The 21,290-nt window shown below is 39.1% G+C and carries 16 protein-coding genes; all 16 read right to left on the bottom strand.

Annotated elements, in window-relative coordinates:
* Positions 1-3: 3 nt before the first annotated feature.
* Positions 4-1,863: an asparagine synthase (glutamine-hydrolyzing) gene (asnB, locus tag K1X84_02365; GenBank protein MBX7150456.1), complete on the bottom strand. Its 1,860-nt coding sequence runs from the start codon at positions 1,861-1,863 to the stop codon at positions 4-6.
* A 3-nt stretch (positions 1,864-1,866) separates the two neighbouring features.
* Positions 1,867-3,084 carry a glycosyltransferase family 4 protein gene (locus K1X84_02360; protein ID MBX7150455.1) on the bottom strand — a complete coding sequence of 406 codons (1,218 nt, stop codon included), beginning with the start codon at positions 3,082-3,084 and terminating at the stop codon, positions 1,867-1,869.
* On the bottom strand, positions 3,084-4,073 hold the full coding sequence (locus tag K1X84_02355) for a hypothetical protein (protein MBX7150454.1): 990 nt from the start codon (positions 4,071-4,073) through the stop codon (positions 3,084-3,086). The genes K1X84_02360 and K1X84_02355 overlap by 1 nt, the downstream gene beginning before the upstream one ends.
* A complete protein-coding gene (locus K1X84_02350; GenBank protein ID MBX7150453.1) occupies positions 4,070-5,275 on the bottom strand; it encodes a hypothetical protein in 1,206 nt (401 codons plus the stop codon). The genes K1X84_02355 and K1X84_02350 overlap by 4 nt, the downstream gene beginning before the upstream one ends.
* Positions 5,253-5,999 (bottom strand): class I SAM-dependent methyltransferase, encoded by a 747-nt coding sequence (locus K1X84_02345; GenBank protein MBX7150452.1) that lies wholly within the window; start codon positions 5,997-5,999, stop codon positions 5,253-5,255. Before K1X84_02345 ends, K1X84_02350 begins: the two co-directional genes overlap by 23 nt.
* Positions 5,983-7,077 carry a GNAT family N-acetyltransferase gene (locus tag K1X84_02340; protein MBX7150451.1) on the bottom strand — a complete coding sequence of 365 codons (1,095 nt, stop codon included), beginning with the start codon at positions 7,075-7,077 and terminating at the stop codon, positions 5,983-5,985. Before K1X84_02340 ends, K1X84_02345 begins: the two co-directional genes overlap by 17 nt.
* Positions 7,074-8,201, bottom strand: a complete 1,128-nt coding sequence (locus K1X84_02335; GenBank protein MBX7150450.1) for a terpene cyclase/mutase family protein — start codon at positions 8,199-8,201, stop codon at positions 7,074-7,076. The genes K1X84_02340 and K1X84_02335 overlap by 4 nt, the downstream gene beginning before the upstream one ends.
* A 71-nt stretch (positions 8,202-8,272) precedes the next feature.
* Positions 8,273-9,826: an oligosaccharide flippase family protein gene (locus K1X84_02330; GenBank protein MBX7150449.1), complete on the bottom strand. Its 1,554-nt coding sequence runs from the start codon at positions 9,824-9,826 to the stop codon at positions 8,273-8,275.
* Complete coding sequence (locus tag K1X84_02325; protein MBX7150448.1) at positions 9,823-10,779, bottom strand: GDP-mannose 4,6-dehydratase; 957 nt, start codon at positions 10,777-10,779, stop codon at positions 9,823-9,825. Before K1X84_02325 ends, K1X84_02330 begins: the two co-directional genes overlap by 4 nt.
* 3 nt (positions 10,780-10,782) lie before the next feature.
* On the bottom strand, positions 10,783-13,035 hold the full coding sequence (locus K1X84_02320) for a polysaccharide biosynthesis tyrosine autokinase (GenBank protein ID MBX7150447.1): 2,253 nt from the start codon (positions 13,033-13,035) through the stop codon (positions 10,783-10,785).
* Positions 13,036-13,058: 23 nt separating this feature from the next.
* Complete coding sequence (locus tag K1X84_02315) at positions 13,059-14,012, bottom strand: SLBB domain-containing protein (GenBank protein ID MBX7150446.1); 954 nt, start codon at positions 14,010-14,012, stop codon at positions 13,059-13,061.
* Positions 14,013-14,032: 20 nt separating this feature from the next.
* A complete protein-coding gene (locus K1X84_02310) occupies positions 14,033-15,061 on the bottom strand; it encodes a flippase-like domain-containing protein (protein ID MBX7150445.1) in 1,029 nt (342 codons plus the stop codon).
* Positions 15,062-15,072: 11 nt separating this feature from the next.
* Positions 15,073-15,708 (bottom strand): outer membrane lipoprotein carrier protein LolA, encoded by a 636-nt coding sequence (locus K1X84_02305; protein ID MBX7150444.1) that lies wholly within the window; start codon positions 15,706-15,708, stop codon positions 15,073-15,075.
* A gap of 61 nt (positions 15,709-15,769) precedes the next feature.
* Complete coding sequence (locus K1X84_02300) at positions 15,770-18,781, bottom strand: DNA translocase FtsK (protein MBX7150443.1); 3,012 nt, start codon at positions 18,779-18,781, stop codon at positions 15,770-15,772.
* 72 nt (positions 18,782-18,853) lie between these two features.
* Positions 18,854-19,966, bottom strand: a complete 1,113-nt coding sequence (gene gcvT / locus K1X84_02295) for a glycine cleavage system aminomethyltransferase GcvT (GenBank protein MBX7150442.1) — start codon at positions 19,964-19,966, stop codon at positions 18,854-18,856.
* A 53-nt stretch (positions 19,967-20,019) separates the two neighbouring features.
* Positions 20,020-21,198: a pyridoxal phosphate-dependent aminotransferase gene (locus tag K1X84_02290; GenBank protein MBX7150441.1), complete on the bottom strand. Its 1,179-nt coding sequence runs from the start codon at positions 21,196-21,198 to the stop codon at positions 20,020-20,022.
* Positions 21,199-21,290: the final 92 nt, after the last annotated feature.

Below are 21,290 nucleotides of genomic sequence, written 5' to 3'. Positions count from 1 at the left end.
ACGTTACATTTTTTTATAGTATGTATCGTACCATACACTAAGAAAAAGGAGGGACCAGATCCTGGGCGCATGATTCTTCGAAGTCAATGTATGTTCAGCAATCATTTTTTCAATGATATCCGTTCTGAATTGCTCTTTGATAAATTCATTGCCTAATATAGTATGCGATGCATATTCCATTAGCGATGCGTCGCCTTTGAACCAATCCTTCATAGGCAGTGAAAACCCTCTTTTCCTCCGGTAAAGTACCTCTGTCGGTAAATATTTTTCAGTAATTTTTTTCAATAAATATTTAGTTTCTCCATTTTTCATACGAATGCGCGCCGGCGTTCTGGCTACGAGTTCTATCAACTTATGATCCAGCAACGGTACTCTGACTTCGATAGAATGGGCCATGCTGGCTCGGTCCACTTTAGTGAGATTATTTTCAGGTAAATACGTATGGATATCAATATTCTGCATATTGGATAGAAAATCACGACCATGATCATAATATTCATCAAACCAACTGTTTCGATACGGAACTTGCTGCCGCACTAAGCTCTGAATCTGATCGTCTTTAAAAATATTGACTGATCCATAATAACGCTGAAGCGGATGCTGGCTTTGATGCTGAATAAAATTTTTCCCGACAAACCAAGCAGGAGCAATCCGTGCTGCTTTGACGGTTAAGGCTTTCATGTGCTTCAAAAGTTCGGATGTTTGACTCCACTGTGAAAAATATTCTAATGTATCGATATATCGTTTATATCCGCCGAAAATTTCATCGCCACCATCGCCAGAAAGCGCAACCGTTACATTCTCCCGAATTACTTTTGAAATGTAGTAAGTTGGAACCGCTGAACTGTCGGCAAAAGGCTCATCATAATGCCAGACCAGCTTGGGCAAGAGTTCACGTATATCCTCAGGAATGACGTTTTTTTCAAAATGTTCCGAATGCAGCCGATCGGCAACTTGCTGCGCAAATGGTCTTTCATCAAAACCTTCTTCATTCAGGCCAATGGTAAAGGTTTTTAAATTCGGAGTATGTTTTGCCATAAAAGCCGAAACCGTACTGGAATCTACACCTCCACTTAGAAAAGCGCCTATGGGAACATCGCTAATCATGTGTTGTTTCACAGTTTCGGACAAACAGCCTTCAATTTCTTCCAGCCACCTTGTCTCACTTTGATTATCATCAATTGAAAAACTGAAATTCCAATAAGGCTTTAATTCCGGGCTACCACGATTCAAATCAATTCTCAAATAATGGGCTGGAGGAAGTTTGTGAATAGTTTGATAAATAGAACGCGGCTGCGGAACGTATCCGAATTGCAAATATTCCAGCAACGCTGAATGATTTAAATGCCGGTCAATAGATGTATCTTGTAAAATTGCTTTTATCTCCGATCCGAATAAAAACTTTTTATCATCACAGTAATAGTAAAAGGGTTTAATGCCTATCCTGTCTCTGGCGGCAAAAATTATTTGGTTTGCAGCATCCCACAAAACGAAGGCAAACATGCCTCTAAATTCGTGTAAACAATTTTCCTTCCACTCTTGATAAGCGTGAATAATGACTTCGGTATCGCTTTTTGTGCGGAATACATGCCCTAATTTTTGAAGCTTATCCCTGACCTCTTTGAAATTATACATTTCGCCGTTATAAATAATCACAATGTTGCCATCATCGCTGAACATTGGCTGATCGCCTGTTGATAAATCGATGATACTCAAACGGCGGTGGGCCAAGCCGACATAGTCTTTAACGTAAAAGCTATCTCCGTCAGGTCCCCGATGAGCCAGCGATCGCGCCATATTCAAAACCAACGAGCGATCAACCGGTTGCCTGTTAATATGTATGATACCTGCTATGCCGCACATAGGTTAATCATTCCAATAATTCAAATATATTTTTTTAAATTCTTGTTGAAACCGACTGATTGAAAATTTTTCAGTGACAATTTTAGCGGCGCGATTGCCAATGTGTTTTCCAAATTGGGGATTTTGGCGTAGGCGCATCGCAATTTGAGCAATTTCATCAGGATGATCAATAATAAACCCAATCTCATGATCACTGCCAATGATCTCTACGGGTCCACCGCTATCATTGAAAACAATAACCGGCTTCTCTAAAAACATCGCTTCAATGACCGCAACGCCAAATGCTTCATTGTCCGATGGAAGCACAAAAAGATCAAGTGCCGATACGATTTGATCGACATCTTCACGAAAACCTGTAAAAAAAACTCTATCGGCTATGCCATGATCACGAACAAATTGTTTGAATTTATTTTCGAGATTTTGATCTCCACCTCCAACTATAATCATTTTAAATTGATCATCTTGTTGCAGTGAAAGAAATCCTTCCAGCAATCTGTCGATTCTCTTTCGTAAATCGAATCGACACACCGTCCCAATTAAAAAGTCATTATCTCTAAATTTAAATTCACGGCGAAATAATGAGTGCTCATGTTTCTTGGGAAGAATATCAACACCATTGTAAATCACTTTAATTTTGGAAAATGGAACACCATAATATCGATTAGCCGAAGATGCTGTATACCGGCTATTGACCACGACCTTATCACAAAAATAACGTAAGAACATACTAAAGTAATAACGTTTAATAATACGATAAACCGATCTTGAGTTTGGCATCGTCTTATTTTGAGAAAGTCCTTGCGATGCAATTTTCTCACTATTTTTGCGGCGAATTTTCTTGGACAACGCTTGTATAAAAATCTTGAATACATCCCGATATTTTTTCGTGGTCAGCAAATAAACACCTGACAATCGATATAAAATCGGCCTGCCCGATAAGACAGCGCACAAAAATAAAAACCAATCCACAAAATGAAAAACCAAAATATCGTATGTTTCAAAGCTGCGAATAATGTTGCTGGCTATCCGGAATGAGACGTCACTTTTTACATCAACTCCTAGCGCACTGATCTTGCTACAAAACGGCCCTTCCGGATATTTAAAAAAGACCGCCGGCTCAATAGCGTCATCTTTATTTTCCAAATTTACTAATTGAAATAACATTTTCTCGCGGCCACCGATATTGCCGTTGCTGGTAATGTGAAGTACTTTTAAAGGCATTATTTTTCGACCTGCTTGAAAAATTTTGGAACTTCATTTAGTGTTATAAAACGAGCATTGAGTGATTGTACATATTCGATTGTTTTTTGAATCCGTTCGACGAGCCTTTGTACTTCAGCGTCGGTTTGAGCATAAGGACTGCAGCCAGCAGCTATTTCATTACTATGAAACATCATGTTTATAAAAACATTTTCACCGTCACAATGATGTGCAATATATTCGTCAATAATTTCAATCATTTTCTTCTCAGAAAGCGAGCTGGGTCTTAAACTGAAAGTTTTTACTTTATCCTTGCCAAATAGCTTATATGCAACTCCCGTCATGAACTGAGAATTGGAAATCATTGATCCAAAAGCTGCAGGGAGATTGAGAAAAAATTTTGAACTGACAGTTAGCGGGACTTCCAATATCCGTTTTGTCTTTTGTTCAAATTTCCTAACAAATGGATAGTAAGGTTTGATAGGATAGTAGTAGCGATTTAGCGTAAATTGAATTGTTTTATTAATCGAAAAAGGATAAAGACTTGAATCCACTTTATATCCTAATTGATCCAAGATAGCAAGAGTATTATTACCCATCCCGAAGCGCCCGGCTCTGAATGAATCTGGACGATATCCAAAATTTTTTTCAAAAAGCAGTGTTAGGTTTTCTATTTTAGCAAATTCTATTTCTCTGGTGTAATCGGCCTGAAATTCATCGGTCGATTTTGTCGTAAAGTTGGAAAACGGTTCAATATATTCGCCATGTAAATGCGTGCCTAACTCAAAATCACCTTGTAATTTTTTAAATATAGATGCAGGTTCATCGTTGGCAATTATCTCCGGGCTCAATAAATACGTTGGTTTAACGCCAAATCTGTTAAATAGCGGTTGAAGAACATCAACGACTCCGTGAGTGATGTTTCTGAAAGTAAAGGGATAGCGTACGGACCAATCGCTGGATTTATCACATTCGGTGTCAATGGTGATTAGAAAATATTTTTGTTTCATGACACTTGATCCCAAAAGATTTTTAAAACACTCCTGAATTGATAAACTGACAGTGCAATCAGAAGTACGGCAATTGGCCATGTCGAGTTTTTTTCTGGAAATTTCTTTTTTAATCCATGGCCAATTGCAATCACTCCATTAACAATATAAATAACCCATATCCAATGATATATTGCAATTGTTCTGTACAAAACAAAAAAAAGTACGTAGATCAATACTGGAAACAGTAAACTCACTGTAAAAATATTTTCTTTTAAGGTAAAATTGAAAAATCCGATCCCGAAACACAGCAACCCGAGTAGAGAAAAAGAATTCCAGTACACTTCAAACAATCGCTTAAAATTGTGAGGTAATCTCGCTATCAAGTCTTGCGAACTTTCCTTCATATACTCTACAATCCCTTTTGATAAAGTGGGATTATTCAACGTCTGTGCTATAATTTTATAACGTTGTTCTTCGGATTCAATGCCTGATTGATAAGGGCTTTGCAATTCGCCCATGGTCAAATTCACAAAAGTTTTTCCTGAAACTTGCCAGTAACCCGTATTCTCTTTAAGAAAAAAAATATACGGAAAAATAAGAATCAGAGTGATTATTGGAATAATTAACTGTTGTAAAATTGGACGATGATAAAAAAACCAAACGAAAAGTATGGCGCCGATGACAATTCCTTCTGGCCTTATGTAGTATAAAAATCCCCATAAAAGTGCAAACTTAATCGACAAAGATAAATTGGATGTACCAGAGTTTTTCAGGACTAACAAGACAATCCAAAGAAATATTGCCGTGAACAACGACTCGCTGTAACCGTTGGTTGCATTGACTAATACATTCGAATTCATTGAGTAGATAACAACTGACGCGAATGCCCATACATCATTTTTAAAAAAACGCTGACATATAAGAAAAAAAAGAACAACACTAAGAAAAAAAGAAAAGACGCATACGATTTTGCCGTTCATTTCAGGGTTGGAAACAATCCAATTAAAACCGCCAATTAAGAATGGAAATCCGGGAGGAAGGATGACATCAGCAACATAGCGATACTGAATACCTTCACCTCTAAATAAACTCACTGCAATTTGTGAATATTCGTATGGATCTTTGGAATTAGGCTTTTGGATAAGCAACAACAGCGCAACCACGATTGCCTGAAATGCCAAAAAAACAATGGCGCTTTTATTTAATTTTTTTTGCAGCAATTAAAAGATACGCTCCCGTCTTTGCAGACCACAAAAATTTCGTGCTTAGAAACTCAAGCCACCATAATTGATCGGGTAGTCGTTTTCGAATTCTTTTAGGAAGATTGAATAGCCCTCTTTTTTTTACGATTTGGTAACCTGATTCCTCAAGCAATTCTCTACAATCTGTTTCAGTAAAAGCAAATCGATACAAACCCGTTCCTTTATGATTAAATTCTTCTTGCGGTTGAGGCGGCGAAATCCAACCGCCATATCGATAAACGCATATAACCAGTTGCCCGCCTGGTTTCAACGCTTTACAGATATTTTTTAACACTTGAATTTTCTTTTCCCGCGACGGGATATGCTGCAATACTTCAATTGAAATAGCTTTATCGAATAATTCATTTCCAAATTCCACACTACTCAGATCTGAAACAATTGTAGCTACATTGGTAATTTGTTTCTTTGTTAATTCTTGATTTAAAATATCGATGCTTCGTCCAGAGAAATCTACCGATATCAATTTCTTGACATGCTGGGCTAAAGCAAGAGTATAAATGCCTGTGCCACAGCCGGCATCGATGATAGCTTCACTTTTTCGCGGTGATAAAAATGAAATAATAGCAGCAATCTGCGCTTTATAGCCTACTGAACCTCGGGTCCTTTTAAAGGAATCTTCATACGAAACAGCTTGTTCGTCTCTCAAGGCTATTTCACGAATTTGATCAAGATCTGGATCCATGAAATGAACTTATTAATTTTTGATACATATTGTTACTTTTAAATCTTAGCTTATAGGTTAAACGGTTTTTTTCAGTCCATTTTCGTTTAAAATCTGCATCCCCCCTCATAAAATTGAATTCGTTGACTTCAGGATTTTCAAATGCTTCTTTGATCCACATAAAAAGTAAAATTTTTCCAGGTGATAATTCTGCAAAATCAGGATCAAAACCTACATTCCATGAATATCGGACTGCATTGATCCGAAATCCGAACATGTATGCAATTATTTTGTCATTAAGCAATAATGCACAATAATCTAGTATATTTTCTTTTTTAGTCCACAACATGGTGTTAAATACAAAATTTTGCGTCCCAGTTTCCTGATAAAAACTATTTCGTTTTAACATGTCTTGACGTTTAATATGAATTCGTTTGATCTCGTCAAAAAAACTTTCAAATGAAATAGCTTCATTAAATCTAAATTCAAAGCTACCTGATCTTCTCAACTTGTTGATACGTCTATTCACATCCGAGGTTATATCTTTACCTTTGGTAGCTATAAAGTCCTGCCAATTACCCTTAGTTTCAATGAACAAATTCAAAGTTTGAGTGAGAGTCATCGAAGCTTTAGAATTAAGAAGGTTTGTCAAAATTGGCAGGTTAAGGGAAGATTCAGGAATAAGATCAAACCTAATTTCTTCCCACCCGTAATGATGTTTAAACAAATACTTTAAAAACGAATCAATTATTCTTAATCTGGTTTCATATGGGCAATGATGCGGAATCACAAAATCAGCGTAATCAACCATGCCGTGGCCAATAAAAACCATGTAGCGATATGGAAATATTTTTTTACGCATTCGAACTTCAAGCATCAACGGTAAAACGCCTATGATAGAATCACCTTCATAAGCAACCAGAATTTTAAATTGATATTGGTTTTTCAAATCCTGAGAATAAACAGTCTCGATCCAATTTTTTATCCAAAAAAAATTATAATGAACGTATAAATCGCTTTGTATTTCTGAGATCGCCGATTTCCAAAACAAGTCGAGACCGATGATATCTTCAAATCGTGTGTGGCATACTACTTTCATTCTATCGGCAACCTCTCCATTTCAATTCTTTTTTTTAGTAACAACGCGTCAATGAAAAATTTGACACCCCAATTCGGATAGGCAAATTGCTCGTAAAAAACATCATAAATTTTACTACTTCCTTTTAAGCCTCCGCGGATGTCTAGATTAGGATGGGTTGTGTCATGCATACGCTTGAGCCCGCGAATAAGATCACGGGCAAAAAAATAATATTGTTCTCTTTTAGAGAATTCATAAAGGCGTAACGCCACGATTGCAATCTCCGCATCGCCACACAGGCAAGAAGACTGTACAAATTTATTGAAATAGTTATTAAAATTACCCCAGCTTGAGTTTAAAGTAGCTGGTAAAAATTTTAACGAATAAAATATTTTCATCATCCCTGAAACGGCCGCTTCAACGGCATGAACGTATTTCAAATTATTGAGAACAATTCCAACTTCCACCAACCCCCGAAGAACATAGGCAATTAAATGCGTGTGAGGATCACGATCACCATTCATCGATGCGTTCAGAAAATAGCCATTGGCCAATTGGTATTGAAGGCTCCATTCAATATTCTTGATACACGATTGTAAATATTTTTCTTCGCCGCTTATTTGAAATATCCTGAATAATGAATATGCCGTTTTAGTATGATAAGTAAAAATATCTGATTTGTAGATAAAATTAAATTTCCGCCAAGAACCGTCAGGCTCCTGAACATTTACCAGCCAGTCACCGGCTTTTTTAGCAGAAATTAAATATTTTTCATCATTAGTATGCTTAAAAGCAGCATTTAAGCCAAAAATCGCCAAGGCTGTATTAATGACGCGCGGCTCAGATTCATACACATAATTTTTGTGAAAAGCTCCGGAAGATAATTGATTCCGAACCAGCCAATCAGAAACCTTAATTGCAGTGGAATAATACACATTATGGCGATTATCCATATTGAATAGTGTCTCAGCTGCGTCGCCCGCACATCCAACATGGGAATAACGCCAACCATTTGAAAAATAATATCCACGCGAAAGTCCGCCATCAGGAGCTTTTTTTTGAGCACGAAACAACCATTGAGCACCCGCATTAACATGAATGTCGTCTGACAGTTCTATTTGGTGCCTATTGAAATAATCCGACATTACTAACCTAGCGTGATCGACCTTGTACAGCTTATTTTTTAGAAAACCGTTTATTAATGGAATTGGGATTGTCATCGTTTTTTTAATTTAAAAAATTTAGCTTTGAGCTTGTCGATAATTAATTGATCAGCGCTGTCAAAGCCTAAAAAGCGGAGTATTAAAATATACATGCAACCATACACCATTCCCATTATTGCGAGAAAAATTAAAACACTAAAAAAGCTGTAATCGTGTAAATAGAACGAATCAATGATTATTACAGTTATAAGTGCTCCCAAGCATGCAACAAGAGGTTTGGTTTGGTTTCTTGAGAAAGGAGCGATTTGGTATAAAATCCAAACTTGAGAAACTCTGATGATATTGATCAGTAAAACACTGAATGAATGAGCAATTGCAGCACCGATAATTCCATATTTTGGAATAAAAAAGTAATAAAGAGCAATATTGATAACAGCAACAATAATTGAATTCATAAAATTAAGATAAGCGCGGCCTGTTGCAAGGATTAAAGTACCTGCCATCCCCAAATAGTCTGCAATTAAGTTGCCTGCGCCGATTATTATCGCCACGGTTACGCCGCCAGAAAATTCACGGCCGAATAAACTTAAAATTGATTGTGCAAAATAAATTATGAAAGCACATATAGGAATACTCATGGTTATAGTCCATTTTGTTGCGACTTTGTAAAGGCTCGCCAATTCCTGCATTTTATTTTGAGAGTATAATTGACCGCACATGGGTCCAAAAATTTGTATAATAGAATAACTCGGCATGTACACTAAACGTAGTAAATTTTGGGCAACGCTGTACAAGCCTAAAACCGGTAAAAAACCAAAATAACCCAACAGAACAACATCCAATTGAAAAGTATATTTGTTAAGTATTGAATCTAAAAAAAGCGCGCCGGAGAATTTTGAAATTTTCGAATACTCGATATGAGGCTTTTCTGAAAAATCACGCAGCCATGGATTTTTTTTTATTAAAAAAAATAAACTAAGTAGGCAAATTGTTAAATCCTGTAAAAGATTAGCGCTTAATGCGCCCATTACTTCAAAACCAAAAAACAAAAAAAGAGCCAATGAGACTAGTTTAATAAGCGGACCAGCTATATCAGTGCCAATAACTCTGTATTTAATAAGTTGAAGTCCGTTTAATGAGGAATTAAATGTTTGATAAATATTGGTCAACAAAATACTGACTGCATAAAATTGAAACGCAGCAATTATTACAGTATCTAATTTTAGATTTTCTTCATTTTTTCGACCAATAAGATTAGCAATTGCCTCTGGAAACAGATTGATACTGATGACTGCGATAAGACTAATTAAAGAAACTGTAGTTAAGGTAAGTAATATCGATCCTTTAATTTTGTTATTTTCCGTCCGTCCAAAATAAATTGGGATGAGTCGTAAATTGGCTCCCACGATGCCCACGGTACAAAGACCCGCTAGAATATTGATCCATCCTTGGACAAGGCTATAAATTCCGTAGTCTTGCGCACCCAACATTCGGGTAGTGAGCAAACTTGAGAGTGGGAGGAAAAAAAAATTTAAATAACCACCGGCTCCGGCCCAGATAGAGTTTTGGGCTAATTTAGAAATATGCTGTTGATTGGATTCCTTCACCAGTTTGCATTCCGTTGTTTGTACCATTCAATAAAATTTTGAATTCCGATTTTAATAGATGTGCCTGGAGAATATGATATCAAACTTTCGGCTTTTCTAATATCTGCAAACGTTTTTTCTACATCGCCAGCCTGCATAGGAAGCCAATTGATTTTCGCTTTTTTTTCTATGGCCAACTCAATGAAGGAAACTAAATCAATAAGTGATGTCGTTTCAGATTCTCCCAAATTTATAATTTCATAGCCACGCAAATTGTAAACACAACCTAAAATCCCCTGAATGATATCATCAATGTATGTATAGTCCCGATAAGTCTTCCCGTCGCCAAAAACATTAATAGGTTCACCTTTATCAATATTTCTGGTAAAATAATGAATCGCCATCTCCGGTCTTTGGCGTGGTCCGTATACTGTAAAAAAACGCAAACAAAATGTTTCTATCTGGAAAAGATGATGATAGGTATACGCCAGGATCTCGCATGCCTTTTTAGTGGCCGCATAAGGAGAAATGGCATTGTCAACGTTATCAGTTTCTGAATATGGAATTTTTTTATTATTACCATAGACCGAGGACGATGAGGCCAAGATAAGCTTTTTTATCGAATGCTTCCGTATGGCTTCGAGCAAATTGGTCGTTCCTTCAATATTGACCTTTTGATAAATTTGCGGATTAGCAATCGATGGCCTGACTCCCGCTTTTGCAGCAAGGTGAATGACCATATCAAAAGATTTTAGAGAAAAAAGATGCTCAAGGGCGGCAGAATCAAGAATATCTATCTTGACCAATTCAAAAGTAGAATAATGAAGGCAGTTCTGAATATTAAGCTGTTTAATGGAAGGATCATAAAAATCGTCAAAATTATCTAAACAAGTAATTTGATGACTCTCTTTGAGCAAAGCTTCGCATAGATGTGAGCCAATAAAACCAGCGCCTCCAGTTACCAAAATTCGCATAAACTATATTTTTATGTTTTCTTTAGACGCGTCTTTAACAGTATAATAACTATCATAAGCGTATCGATAATAGCTCCTGCGTTCGCCGGAATAATCATTAAAAACGATACCTATTATGTTAGCGCGAACATTTTTAAGAGCCGAGATGGCATTTTGTAGATTTTGTTTTTCGGTCATTCCATATTTTACAACTAATAGAACGCCGTCGACCCTCGATGACAATATGATCGAATCTGTAAGCAGTAGAATGGGAGGAGTATCGTATATGACCAAATCAAATTTCTTTTCCAATTCGTTCATCAGTAAACTCATTCTCATCGATGAGAAAATTTCAGAATGATTAATCGCATTAGCGCCAATAGTCAATACATTCAGATTTTTTATGGCCGTATTCTGAATAGTTCGATCCAGATCGACATTATCCAAAACACTGTCGGCTAGCCCGGGTGATTCGTTTACCTCGAAAAGCAAATGATGTTTAGGTTTGCGCAAATCGGTATCGACAAGGCAAACTTTATGTCCCATGTCGGCAAAAGAGATCGCTAGATTAACGGCTGTTGTTGTTTTGCCTTCACTCGGCCCGGAACTACCTATCAGAATGGACCGAAGAGGAGTATCGATATTAGCAAATTGAATGTTAGTTCGAAGCGTTCGGTAACTTTCCGAGACAAAGGAACGGGAGTTTAATTGCGATATCATTGCTTTTTTACGAATGATATTCTTGTCTTCATTTTCTACATTAACACGTTTTTTAAACTTTAAACGATCCACGATCGCCGCCGATTCACCATTCGAGCCAGGCACATCGCTGATTTCAATCGGAGGAATAATGCCAATCACCGGCAAATTAGTGATGGAGTTGATGTGTTCATTATTTTTAATGGTTGTATCGAGGTAATCCATACCGAAAGCGAGTGCAACTCCGATCAGCAACCCTAAAACCGAACCGATAAAAATGTTGGTAAAAACTTTACGATATATTGCTTCCGGTGGTTGTGCAGGATCGATGATTTTGAGATTTCCGGTAATTCCAAAAAATTGTATCGAAAAATTTTCTTTTTGCTTGATCAGTGAATTTAATGTCTCTTCATATACTTGTTTCGATCGGTTAAGCCGTTTGATGTCAATCGCGTCTTCGAGAAGATTAGGATTTCTTAATTCAAAATTTCGAATTAAACCGGCATACAATCTGGCTTGTCCTTTCAGAATGAACAATTCTATCTCTTCGTCATTTTTCTTAGCAAAAACATTTTTCCAAATTTCATTCATATCGCCGGAAACGATATTACCATCCGTACTGTATGTCGATAACAACTGAACGTACTGTTCGCGAAACGTCGTTATCTGTTCATTGATCTTTTTAATTTCCTGATTATCATCCGATGCTGAAGCTCCCAATTTCTGAAATAATTCCGCTTTTTTAGCTTGTAATTCTTCGATCTGATTTTTTAAACGTAATTCAGCTTGTGAATCCTTTTCAGGACGAACGGCTTTGCCTGTGATGCGACTTTGAATAGAATCAAGTTGTGACTCAAGTGCACTTAGATTGGATTGCCGGATCTGAATTTGAGTTTCTAATTCCGCCAATTTTTCACGCATCAAAATAATTTTATTGAGAGGGCCTTCATCGTTTTTGGAAATTAAATCAGTTCGCTTTTCAAGTTCTTGTATGGCTAACTCGGTTTTTTCCAAATTACTTTTGGTTATCTCAATTTGTTCTTCGATAAATTTAATACCGCTTTGCAATCCTTCACGATCAATTTCGGCAGAACGCAATTTTAACAGCACCGTCGCTACTTCAACCATTTTCTGAACGAGAAATGAATCGATTGAAATAGCCGAGATTTCGACAAATTGAGAAGCTTCTTTGTAGGGACGCAAACTTATCTGTGATGACGAAACGGATAAGAGAGCGTTTTGTACATACGATTCGTCACGAAACTTCCTAAGCTCTATCCCGAGTTCATCGCGGAATCTTTTGTTGAACAAATCTGTTGTCATAATCACATCGTAATAGCCAGCATCAATCGGCTTTAATCCGCTGTTTTTGCCTAGAATGTCTAAAACAGGATTATTCGTCGAATTATCAAAATACAAAATTGACGATGATCGATACAATGTCGGTTTTGAAAGAGAGTAATACGACACCACAATTGTGAATGTCAAAAAAACAAATAACACTACAAATTTGTGGCGCAAAATCGTCCCAATAATCGCTTGAGTATCGATGCCTTGTTTAACTTGAATATCTTGCATAAAAAGCCTTAATTGAAAAACTTTTATTTTGTCACTTGTATATACAAAAAAATTGCTGATAAAATAGATACGGTATATCCGAGATACTGAAAAAAAGTTTTGATTGTAAATTTTCTTGCAGGAACAAATACAATATCGCCCGGCTCCAAAAATGGTACTTGTCCGCCTTTTGCTTTTAAAACGGCTTCTATATCGACAATCTGCTCAGTCTGCGCGGCACCGATTCTTCGGATGAGACGGATGTTACGCAACGAAGCTTCATCGGAAGGTCCTCCCGCTAAAAAAACAACATCAACCAAATTGGCCCCCGGAAATAATTCATAATTACCTGGTTTTCTCACTGCACCGAGCACATTAACAAAAACAGCGCCATAAATTGAAGGAACAAATATGATATCACCATTTCGTAATGAAGGCAATCGATCAATGTCGCCTGTTTCGACAATAATATTTTCCACTTCGACGGTGATTTCTTCACGGAAACCCGTATCAGGATTAATACGAATGAGCTTTGTGTTATTAAGATCACTCCGATTGGTTGCTCCTCCCGCAACGGTCAACGCTCCCTGAATCGTATTGTTTGGCGGCATTTTATGCGCACCCGGATTAGTAACTTGGCCCAATACGACCACTTCAATCGTTTCGTCTTGAGCAAAAGAAATAATGACTTCCGCCCGTCCGCCGATGTACTGCGATAAACGAACAGACAAAATATTAGTTATTTGTTCGATCGTCAATCCATCAACAATCACATCCTTCATGAACGGATATTTCAATGTTCCATCTTGTTCAACTCTGACGACCTTTGGCAATTCATCATGGCCGTACACAGTGATCAAGAGTTGATCGCCTGTTCTGATTCTACGCTCCGTCTTCTGAAAGCCGCCGTTCTTTAGTGTGTCCTTGATGGCTTGCTCCTGAGAAAAAATAATATGACATGGGGAAATGATCAACAACAGATACAATATTCGAATCATATTCACTTTCAATTTTGTAATTAAATAGTAACCGACGTCTTCTCTAGACGAGTAGTTTCTTCATCGCCTGTACCTGACAAAGCTTGTTTTAATTTCAAATTACTGCGAAGAAAATAAATAAAACCAATTCCGGTAATCGAAATATAATTCAATGCATGTATGATAATCGCAAAACCCAGCGCTTTTTCCTTATCAACGCCAAACAATAACAAACTCTGTTTAGCAATTTCATGAAAAGTACCGACATAGCCCGGCGCCGCTGGAATCATAATGGCAAAGCATGTAAAAACCATGAATACTCCGGCTTCAAATGTTCCCAACCCATCGGCTTGTAAATTCATGCAATAAAACATCATGAGTGTCGATACAGTAAACGTGGCCCAAATTAAAAAAGTAATTAACGTAATCCATGCATAATTTTTAAAATCGTGAAGGAATCGGACGCCCGTCAAAAATGACGACAAAAAGTGATGGCTGCTTATAGCCAATTTTTTTGAAAAAACACCAACCAGGTTATTGAATATTCGCAATGTCGTCTCAGTACGGCTGATCATCAATCCCAAAATGACCGTGACCGCAATGGCTATGACGGTTACCAAAATTCCGCCATTTTTAACCCATTCCGGAAAAGGATAAAAGAATGTCAATGCACCAAAAATAATCAAAAGTGATATAACATCAATGATCCGTTCCACGACAATGATGCCCATTGAAGCGGAAAATGACATGCCGTCGCTTTTCTTTAATGCATATCCTCTCATTAACTCACCCAGCCGAAACGGCAACACATTATTCACCATAAAACCGATCATGACCGACGCAAAATAATTCTTAACCGTGACGTGCTGAATAGGAAGCGTCATATAATGAAGTCTGGACGCACGAAGCCAGCAACTGAATAAATTAAGCAACAATCCGATTATCGCATACGAAAAAACTATTCCCTTAAAAGAATGCGATAATTCTGTAAAGTCAATACCACGTAATGCCAGCCAAACAAACACGGCACTAATGGCGATATTGAATACCAACCACAGTTTTTTTTTCAACTAATTTTTCCTCACCGGAGATCAATAATATCCATGCTGGATTCCGCTTTGAAAGCAAATAGCTTTGGGTCAAGCGCGTGATCGAGTTCTATATTGGTAAATTCGTAAGAAATCGTATTGCCTTCCAAATCCTGGTATTCAACTTTTTCAGTAATCCATGAATCGGACGGGATCCAGACTTTCATGCTCTGAACAAAATCGTCTTTGTCTTTCGGATTCATTTTTAAAACATAAACTGGACGGTTTTTGATCGTTTCGGTCTGGATAACTTCTGCTACAAATTTGTCAAGATACTCGAAAAGCAAATAACGCGGCATAAAAAGACTTTTGGTTTTTTTCTTCAGATTGTCGATAATCAGTTGATTATTGACTTCCGAATATTGCCAAACCGTTTCGCCATCGGTAATGTTCAATTGCTGTCCGAGTTCGTATCGAATATTATTCTCTTTTTTAAAGTAAAGCTTTCCCTGTAAACTTTGATTTTTACCGGTCAGCTTCCATTTGAAATGATAATCGAATGCTATCGAAAAGCTTTTGATTTTTTTATAACGATCCTGAGCCTTTTGAATAATCTCTTTGGCTTCCTGCCCTAAAACTTTTGAATGCAAACCGAAAATTAACAACAAACAGATCAGACGATAATACACAGTTAACTCCTTTATTAGCGCCGTATTATACAAATTAAAGCGCATTCAGACAATAAAATTATCAAACGCGATACATCGGAATTTGATCTTCCGTGATCAGCACTTGCCGTGCTTTGCCTCCGTCTTGTGCCGTGACGATACCCATTCTTTCCAATTGATCCACAATGCGCGCGGCCCGTGCATAACCGATACTCAGACGACGTTGAAGCAATGAGGCCGAACCCTGATTATGCTTCACGACAATTTCCAATGCTTCATTATATAACGCATCGAATGCTCCGGCTTCCATCTCACCGTTCACATCTTCCTTTGGCTCTTCACGCATGACGAAATCACGTCTGGGAAATGCCGGCATTTTACCGATGAAGTCAACGATTTGTTCTGTTTCCTGGGTAGACGTAAACGCATTCTGAATACGGATCGGCATATGACCCGGCGGCAAGTACAACATATCGCCTTTGCCAAGCAAAAGTTCCGCTCCACCCATGTCAAGAATGGTACGGGAATCTATTTTACTCCGAACCTGATACGCAATCCGCGCGGGAAAATTAGCTTTGATCAGACCGGTTAAAACATCCACCGACGGCCGTTGCGTCGCCACAATCAGGTGAATGCCGACCGCACGTGCCATTTGGGCCAGTCGGGTAATATACGTTTCGACTTCACGCGCTGCCGTCATCATCAGGTCGGCCAATTCGTCGATGATCGCTACAATATATTCTAATTTATAATGATCGAATTTTTCATCCGAAGGTAATTTACCTTCTGACCACCGGCGATTGTAGTCTTCCAAATTTCTCACATTGGCGTGCGCTAATTTTTCGTACCGGGATTCCATTTCCTCCACTAACGCTTTCAGCATCAACTTGGCATTTTCCGGTTTAGTGATCACATCTTCGATGATTTCATTATTCTGATTGCGCAAACAAATCAAATGATGATTGCGTAAATTCCGATACAAAGCCAACTCAACTTTTTTTGGATCGATCATCACAAATTTAACTTCAGACGGATCGAATTGATACAATAGACTTGTAATCATGGAGTTGACGCCGACACTTTTACCGGAGCCGGTCGTTCCTGCAATCAAAAGGTGCGGCATTTTGGCAAGATCTTCGAAATGAATAGCGCCATCAATGGTCTTGCCAAGCGCTAACCCGAGTCGATATTTTTGTTTGGCTTGTTTGAACGAACGATCTTCGAACAAGCTCCTGATCAATACGGGTGTTGCCCTTGGTTTCGGAATTTCAACCTGGATCGTCCCTTTATCCGTTCGTGGAACAATACGAACCGACTTAACTTTCATGGCCATCGCCAGTTCGTCTTCCAAGCCTGTGATTTTTGAAATTTTTAATCCCGACGGAAGCGCCAACTGATAAATAGCCAAAACGGGTCCGCCATATTCCGTCGATGTTACCCGCGTATCAATTCCAAATTCAGAAAGCGTCGTGATAATTTGATTAATCTTTCCATCAAGCTCCCGAATATCTTCTTCCGACAACTTTTCCATTTCTTTCGTAACTTCCAGCAGATCCAGAGAAGGATAACGATACTTGTTACGAGCGGCTTGATTACCTTTATCGTAATCGATTGGCTCAGCCGCAGGTTTGGATTTTGATTTAACGGGTTCTAATGAAACTTCTTTCGGAATATCCGGATCGTCTAACATATTACGTTTTTCTTTTCCGGAGAATAACGTATTCATTTCGTCGATCAACGGCTTTTCTTCTTTCAGAATTTTTTTGATCTGATCGGATGTATTTTCTTCCTTTGTTTCGGCTTTTTCAGTACTTGATTTCTTTACCGATGTGGATTCGACTTTGATTTCATCCGGTTTCTCATCGAGATCAACGGATGCGTGCTCTTGGTCAAAAACATTGCGGGCAAGGTTCTTAAAGTCGGTATCATTAAGCGCCAATGGCTGTTCAATAGGTTGTTCGTCATTTTTCTGATCATCATTGGCTTGCGATGCATTATCTGCAGAGTCCGTTGTAACAGATTTCTCTTCCGATTGATTGTCTTTTTCAAGAAACTCAATTGGCGGTACAACAAATTGCTTATCGACACGACCGATAACTTTCAAATCATTAATCAGGCCGGTATCCAATCCCGAATCGAAATTGCTAACCTGTTTCTTGGGCAAATCCACTTGTTTTTCATTAGTAGTATCAATTTTTTCTGAAATTTCCTGTACCGGACTGGTCTTGATGTCCGAAGGTTCGGTTTTTTTCTGTACAGTCAGCGTTGGTTCATCAACAGCTTTGATTTCGTCGGATTCTGAAACCGTCTGGTTTTGAGCCTGAGCTTCTTTAGTTTGCAAATAAACGGGTACTAACGGTGTATCTGAATTACCGTCATCAATATGGTCTTTTTCAGTTTCGGCCTGCGCGTTATCGTATAATTGCCTCTGGCGATGACGAAACCGGACAAATAAATCAGCCGTTTTACGAAATACTGATTTTACCAGATTGACGGCAGCTGGCGCCAGATCGGCAATGCTGACTCTCGTCACAAGTATTAACCATAACAATGAAAAAATCACCCACAGCGTGATGCTTCCAAAACCGCCAAGCCATTCGTACAATTTTTGCGAAAGCATCCCGCCCAGAAGCCCACTTAATTCCCAGTTAGCCTGATGACCCACCGCAAACGGCAAAGCCGTCCACACCGATACCAAAACCATCAGCGTCAAAATATAAAAGGCAAACCGATTGGCGTGAAGTATACTTTTGTGAGTTAAGATCAACCAGCCGTAAACAAAAAATAAAATCGGAAAAGCAATAAAAGCATATCCGAAAGAATACGTCACCACATAGTACGAGACGAACGCACCGACCAGTCCCAGCATGTTGGACAATCGATCCGTACGCCACAAGTCCATGATCGTATCCGGCTGCTCCAGCGGGCGATGCGTCACAACGGCCAGCATCATCAATACACACAACGCCATCGTTAAAATCCCAAGAATCTCTTCTTTGAGTTTCGTACTAAGATTCAGGCCTTTAGGCGGCGGCGGTTTTTGCGGTGTTTTAGCCGTAGTTTTTTTGGAAATATTTTTCTTCTTTGAATTCATGTACTTTTATTCAAAAAAATGGATGACAGCAGATTGATCTGCTGTCATCGGATCGTTTCGTTTTTTTGTATGTTAATCTTTGCTTGGATCGCCGTTGTAGAAAGGGGTCGGAATAACTTTGGCGGATAATTCACGGCCGCGCGCATTGACGGTAAGCGTTGTGCCGTTTTCAGCATACGGCGTTTCCACATAAGCCATCGCAATTGCCTTTTGTAACGATGGTGAAAAAGTTCCGCTGGTTACGTGCCCGATTTTCTTTCCGTCTTTCATGACATCATATCCGTGCCGCGCCGGTACTTTGCCTTCGACTTCAATGCCGATCAATTTCCGTTTAAGACCTGCGGCTTTGGCTTTGGCCATCACGTCTTTGCCAAGAAAATCGCCTTTATTTAATTTAGTAATCCAGCCTAATCCGGCTTCCAACGGGTGGGTCGTCTCATCAATGTCATTGCCATATAAACAATATTTCATTTCTAATCGCAAGGTATCGCGTGCGCCAAGCCCTGCAAGTCCGATATTAAATTTTTCACCTGCACGCATCACGGCCTTCCAGATCTGATCGGCATATTTTTCATTGAAATACAATTCGTATCCACGTTCGCCGGTGTAACCGGTTCTGGAAATGGTCATGGATACACCGTCGAGTTCGCCTTCGGCAAACCAATAAAATTTTATTGCCGGAACGTTCACTTTCGTCAAAGACTGAATCACAGCCTGGGCATTCGGGCCTTGAACGGCCAGTAAAGCAATGCGATCGCTGGCATTTTCCAGTTTGACGTCTTTTGGGCAATTTGATTTTAGCCAGTTAAAATCTTTTTCCATATTGGATGCATTCACCACAAGCATGAATTTATCGGGATAACGGTAGACAATCAGATCGTCGACAATTCCGCCATCCGGTTTACACATAGCGGAATATTGAGCCTGATATACGGCTAGTTTTGAAACGTCGTTGACCGTCACTTTTTGAAGGAAATCTAACGCGCCGTCGCCGGTCACATAAAATTCGCCCATATGTGACACGTCAAAAACGCCGACATTCGTACGCACGCGCTGATGTTCGACAATATCACCGTCGTATCGGATCGGCATCCAGTAGCCGGCAAACTCCGCCATCTTAGCTCCCGCCGCGACATGCTTATCATAAAACGGAGTTCTCTTGGTAGTTGTATTTGAGTCTGACACTGTAATCTCTCCTAGAATTTTTAGTACATAAGCTTTTAACGGTTCTGATCCTTTTACAGCTTATTAATAGCTTTATCAATTCGCTCAATTGCTTTCGCAATATTTTCAATCGAATTGGCATATGAGAATCTTAAATAACCTTGCCCGAAATCGCCAAACGCCGTGCCTGACAACGCCGCGACGCCTGCTTCGTTCAGCAAATAATCTCCCAATTTTCGTGAATCCATTCCTGTTTTCGTGATATTGGGAAATACATAAAAAGCGCCTAAAGGTTTTTTGCATGAGAAACCTTTGATCTTATTCAATCCGTCGACCATAAAATCACGCCGGCGTTGGAATTCGGCGAGCATTTTATCGACTGAATCCTGCGGACCTTTCAGGGCCTCAACGCATGCGCGTTGGACAAAACTGTTTGTACACGAATTGCTGTTCGTCATCAGTTTCGTTACCATCGCTGCCAATTCTTTATTCATCACGCCATAGCCTGCGCGCCAGCCCGTCATGGAATACGTTTTTGAAAAACCATCCAAAATGATTGTACGCTCCTTCATTCCCGGCAGTGATGCAATGCTGTGATGCTGATGGCCGTAAAGAATCCGGCTGTAAATTTCATCCGACATCACATAACAGTTATACTGTTTGACCAAATCTGCAATTTCACGAATATCCTGCTCACTCAAAACACCGCCTGTCGGATTAGCCGGGGAATTGATAATTACCATTTTGGTTTTTGAATTGATTTTCGATTTCAGCTCATTGATATCGAAACGAAAATCTTTGTCTTCGCTGATTTTCAACGGCACCGCTTTGGCGCCGACAAAATTGATCATCGATTCGTAAATCGGAAATCCAGGATTGGGATAAATCACTTCATCGCCTTCCTGTGCGAGCGCGAGAATCGGAAAGAAAATAATCGGTTTACCGCCGGGCGTCACCACGACTTCATCCGGCGATACGTCGATATGGCGCATGGAGCCGATATACTGGGCAATGGCTTGCCGAAGTTCCGGTAATCCGGCCGCCGGGCCGTAATGCGTCCATCCTTCACGCAATGCTTTAATCGCCGCTTCAGTAATATTCGACGGTGTATCGAAATCCGGTTCCCCGATTTCCAAATGAATAATTTCTTTACCCTGCGCTTCGAGAGCCTTTGCTTTGACCAAAACTTCAAATGCCGTTTCCGTACCCAACCGGCTCATCGCTTTGGCAGGTGCAACTGAAAATGGTGTCATGAATTTTCTCCCAATCGTGAGTGTTGCCGTATCATTTTAAGCGCCTAAGTTTAAGTTTTTTTTGAAAGACAATCAAGTAAAAAGGCCTTGCG

The organism is bacterium, from assembly GCA_019695335.1.
Lineage (GTDB): Bacteria > CLD3 > CLD3 > SB21 > SB21 > JABWBZ01.
The sequence above is the reverse complement of the archived record's forward strand: the minus strand, read 5'-3'. Positions and strand labels throughout refer to the sequence as shown.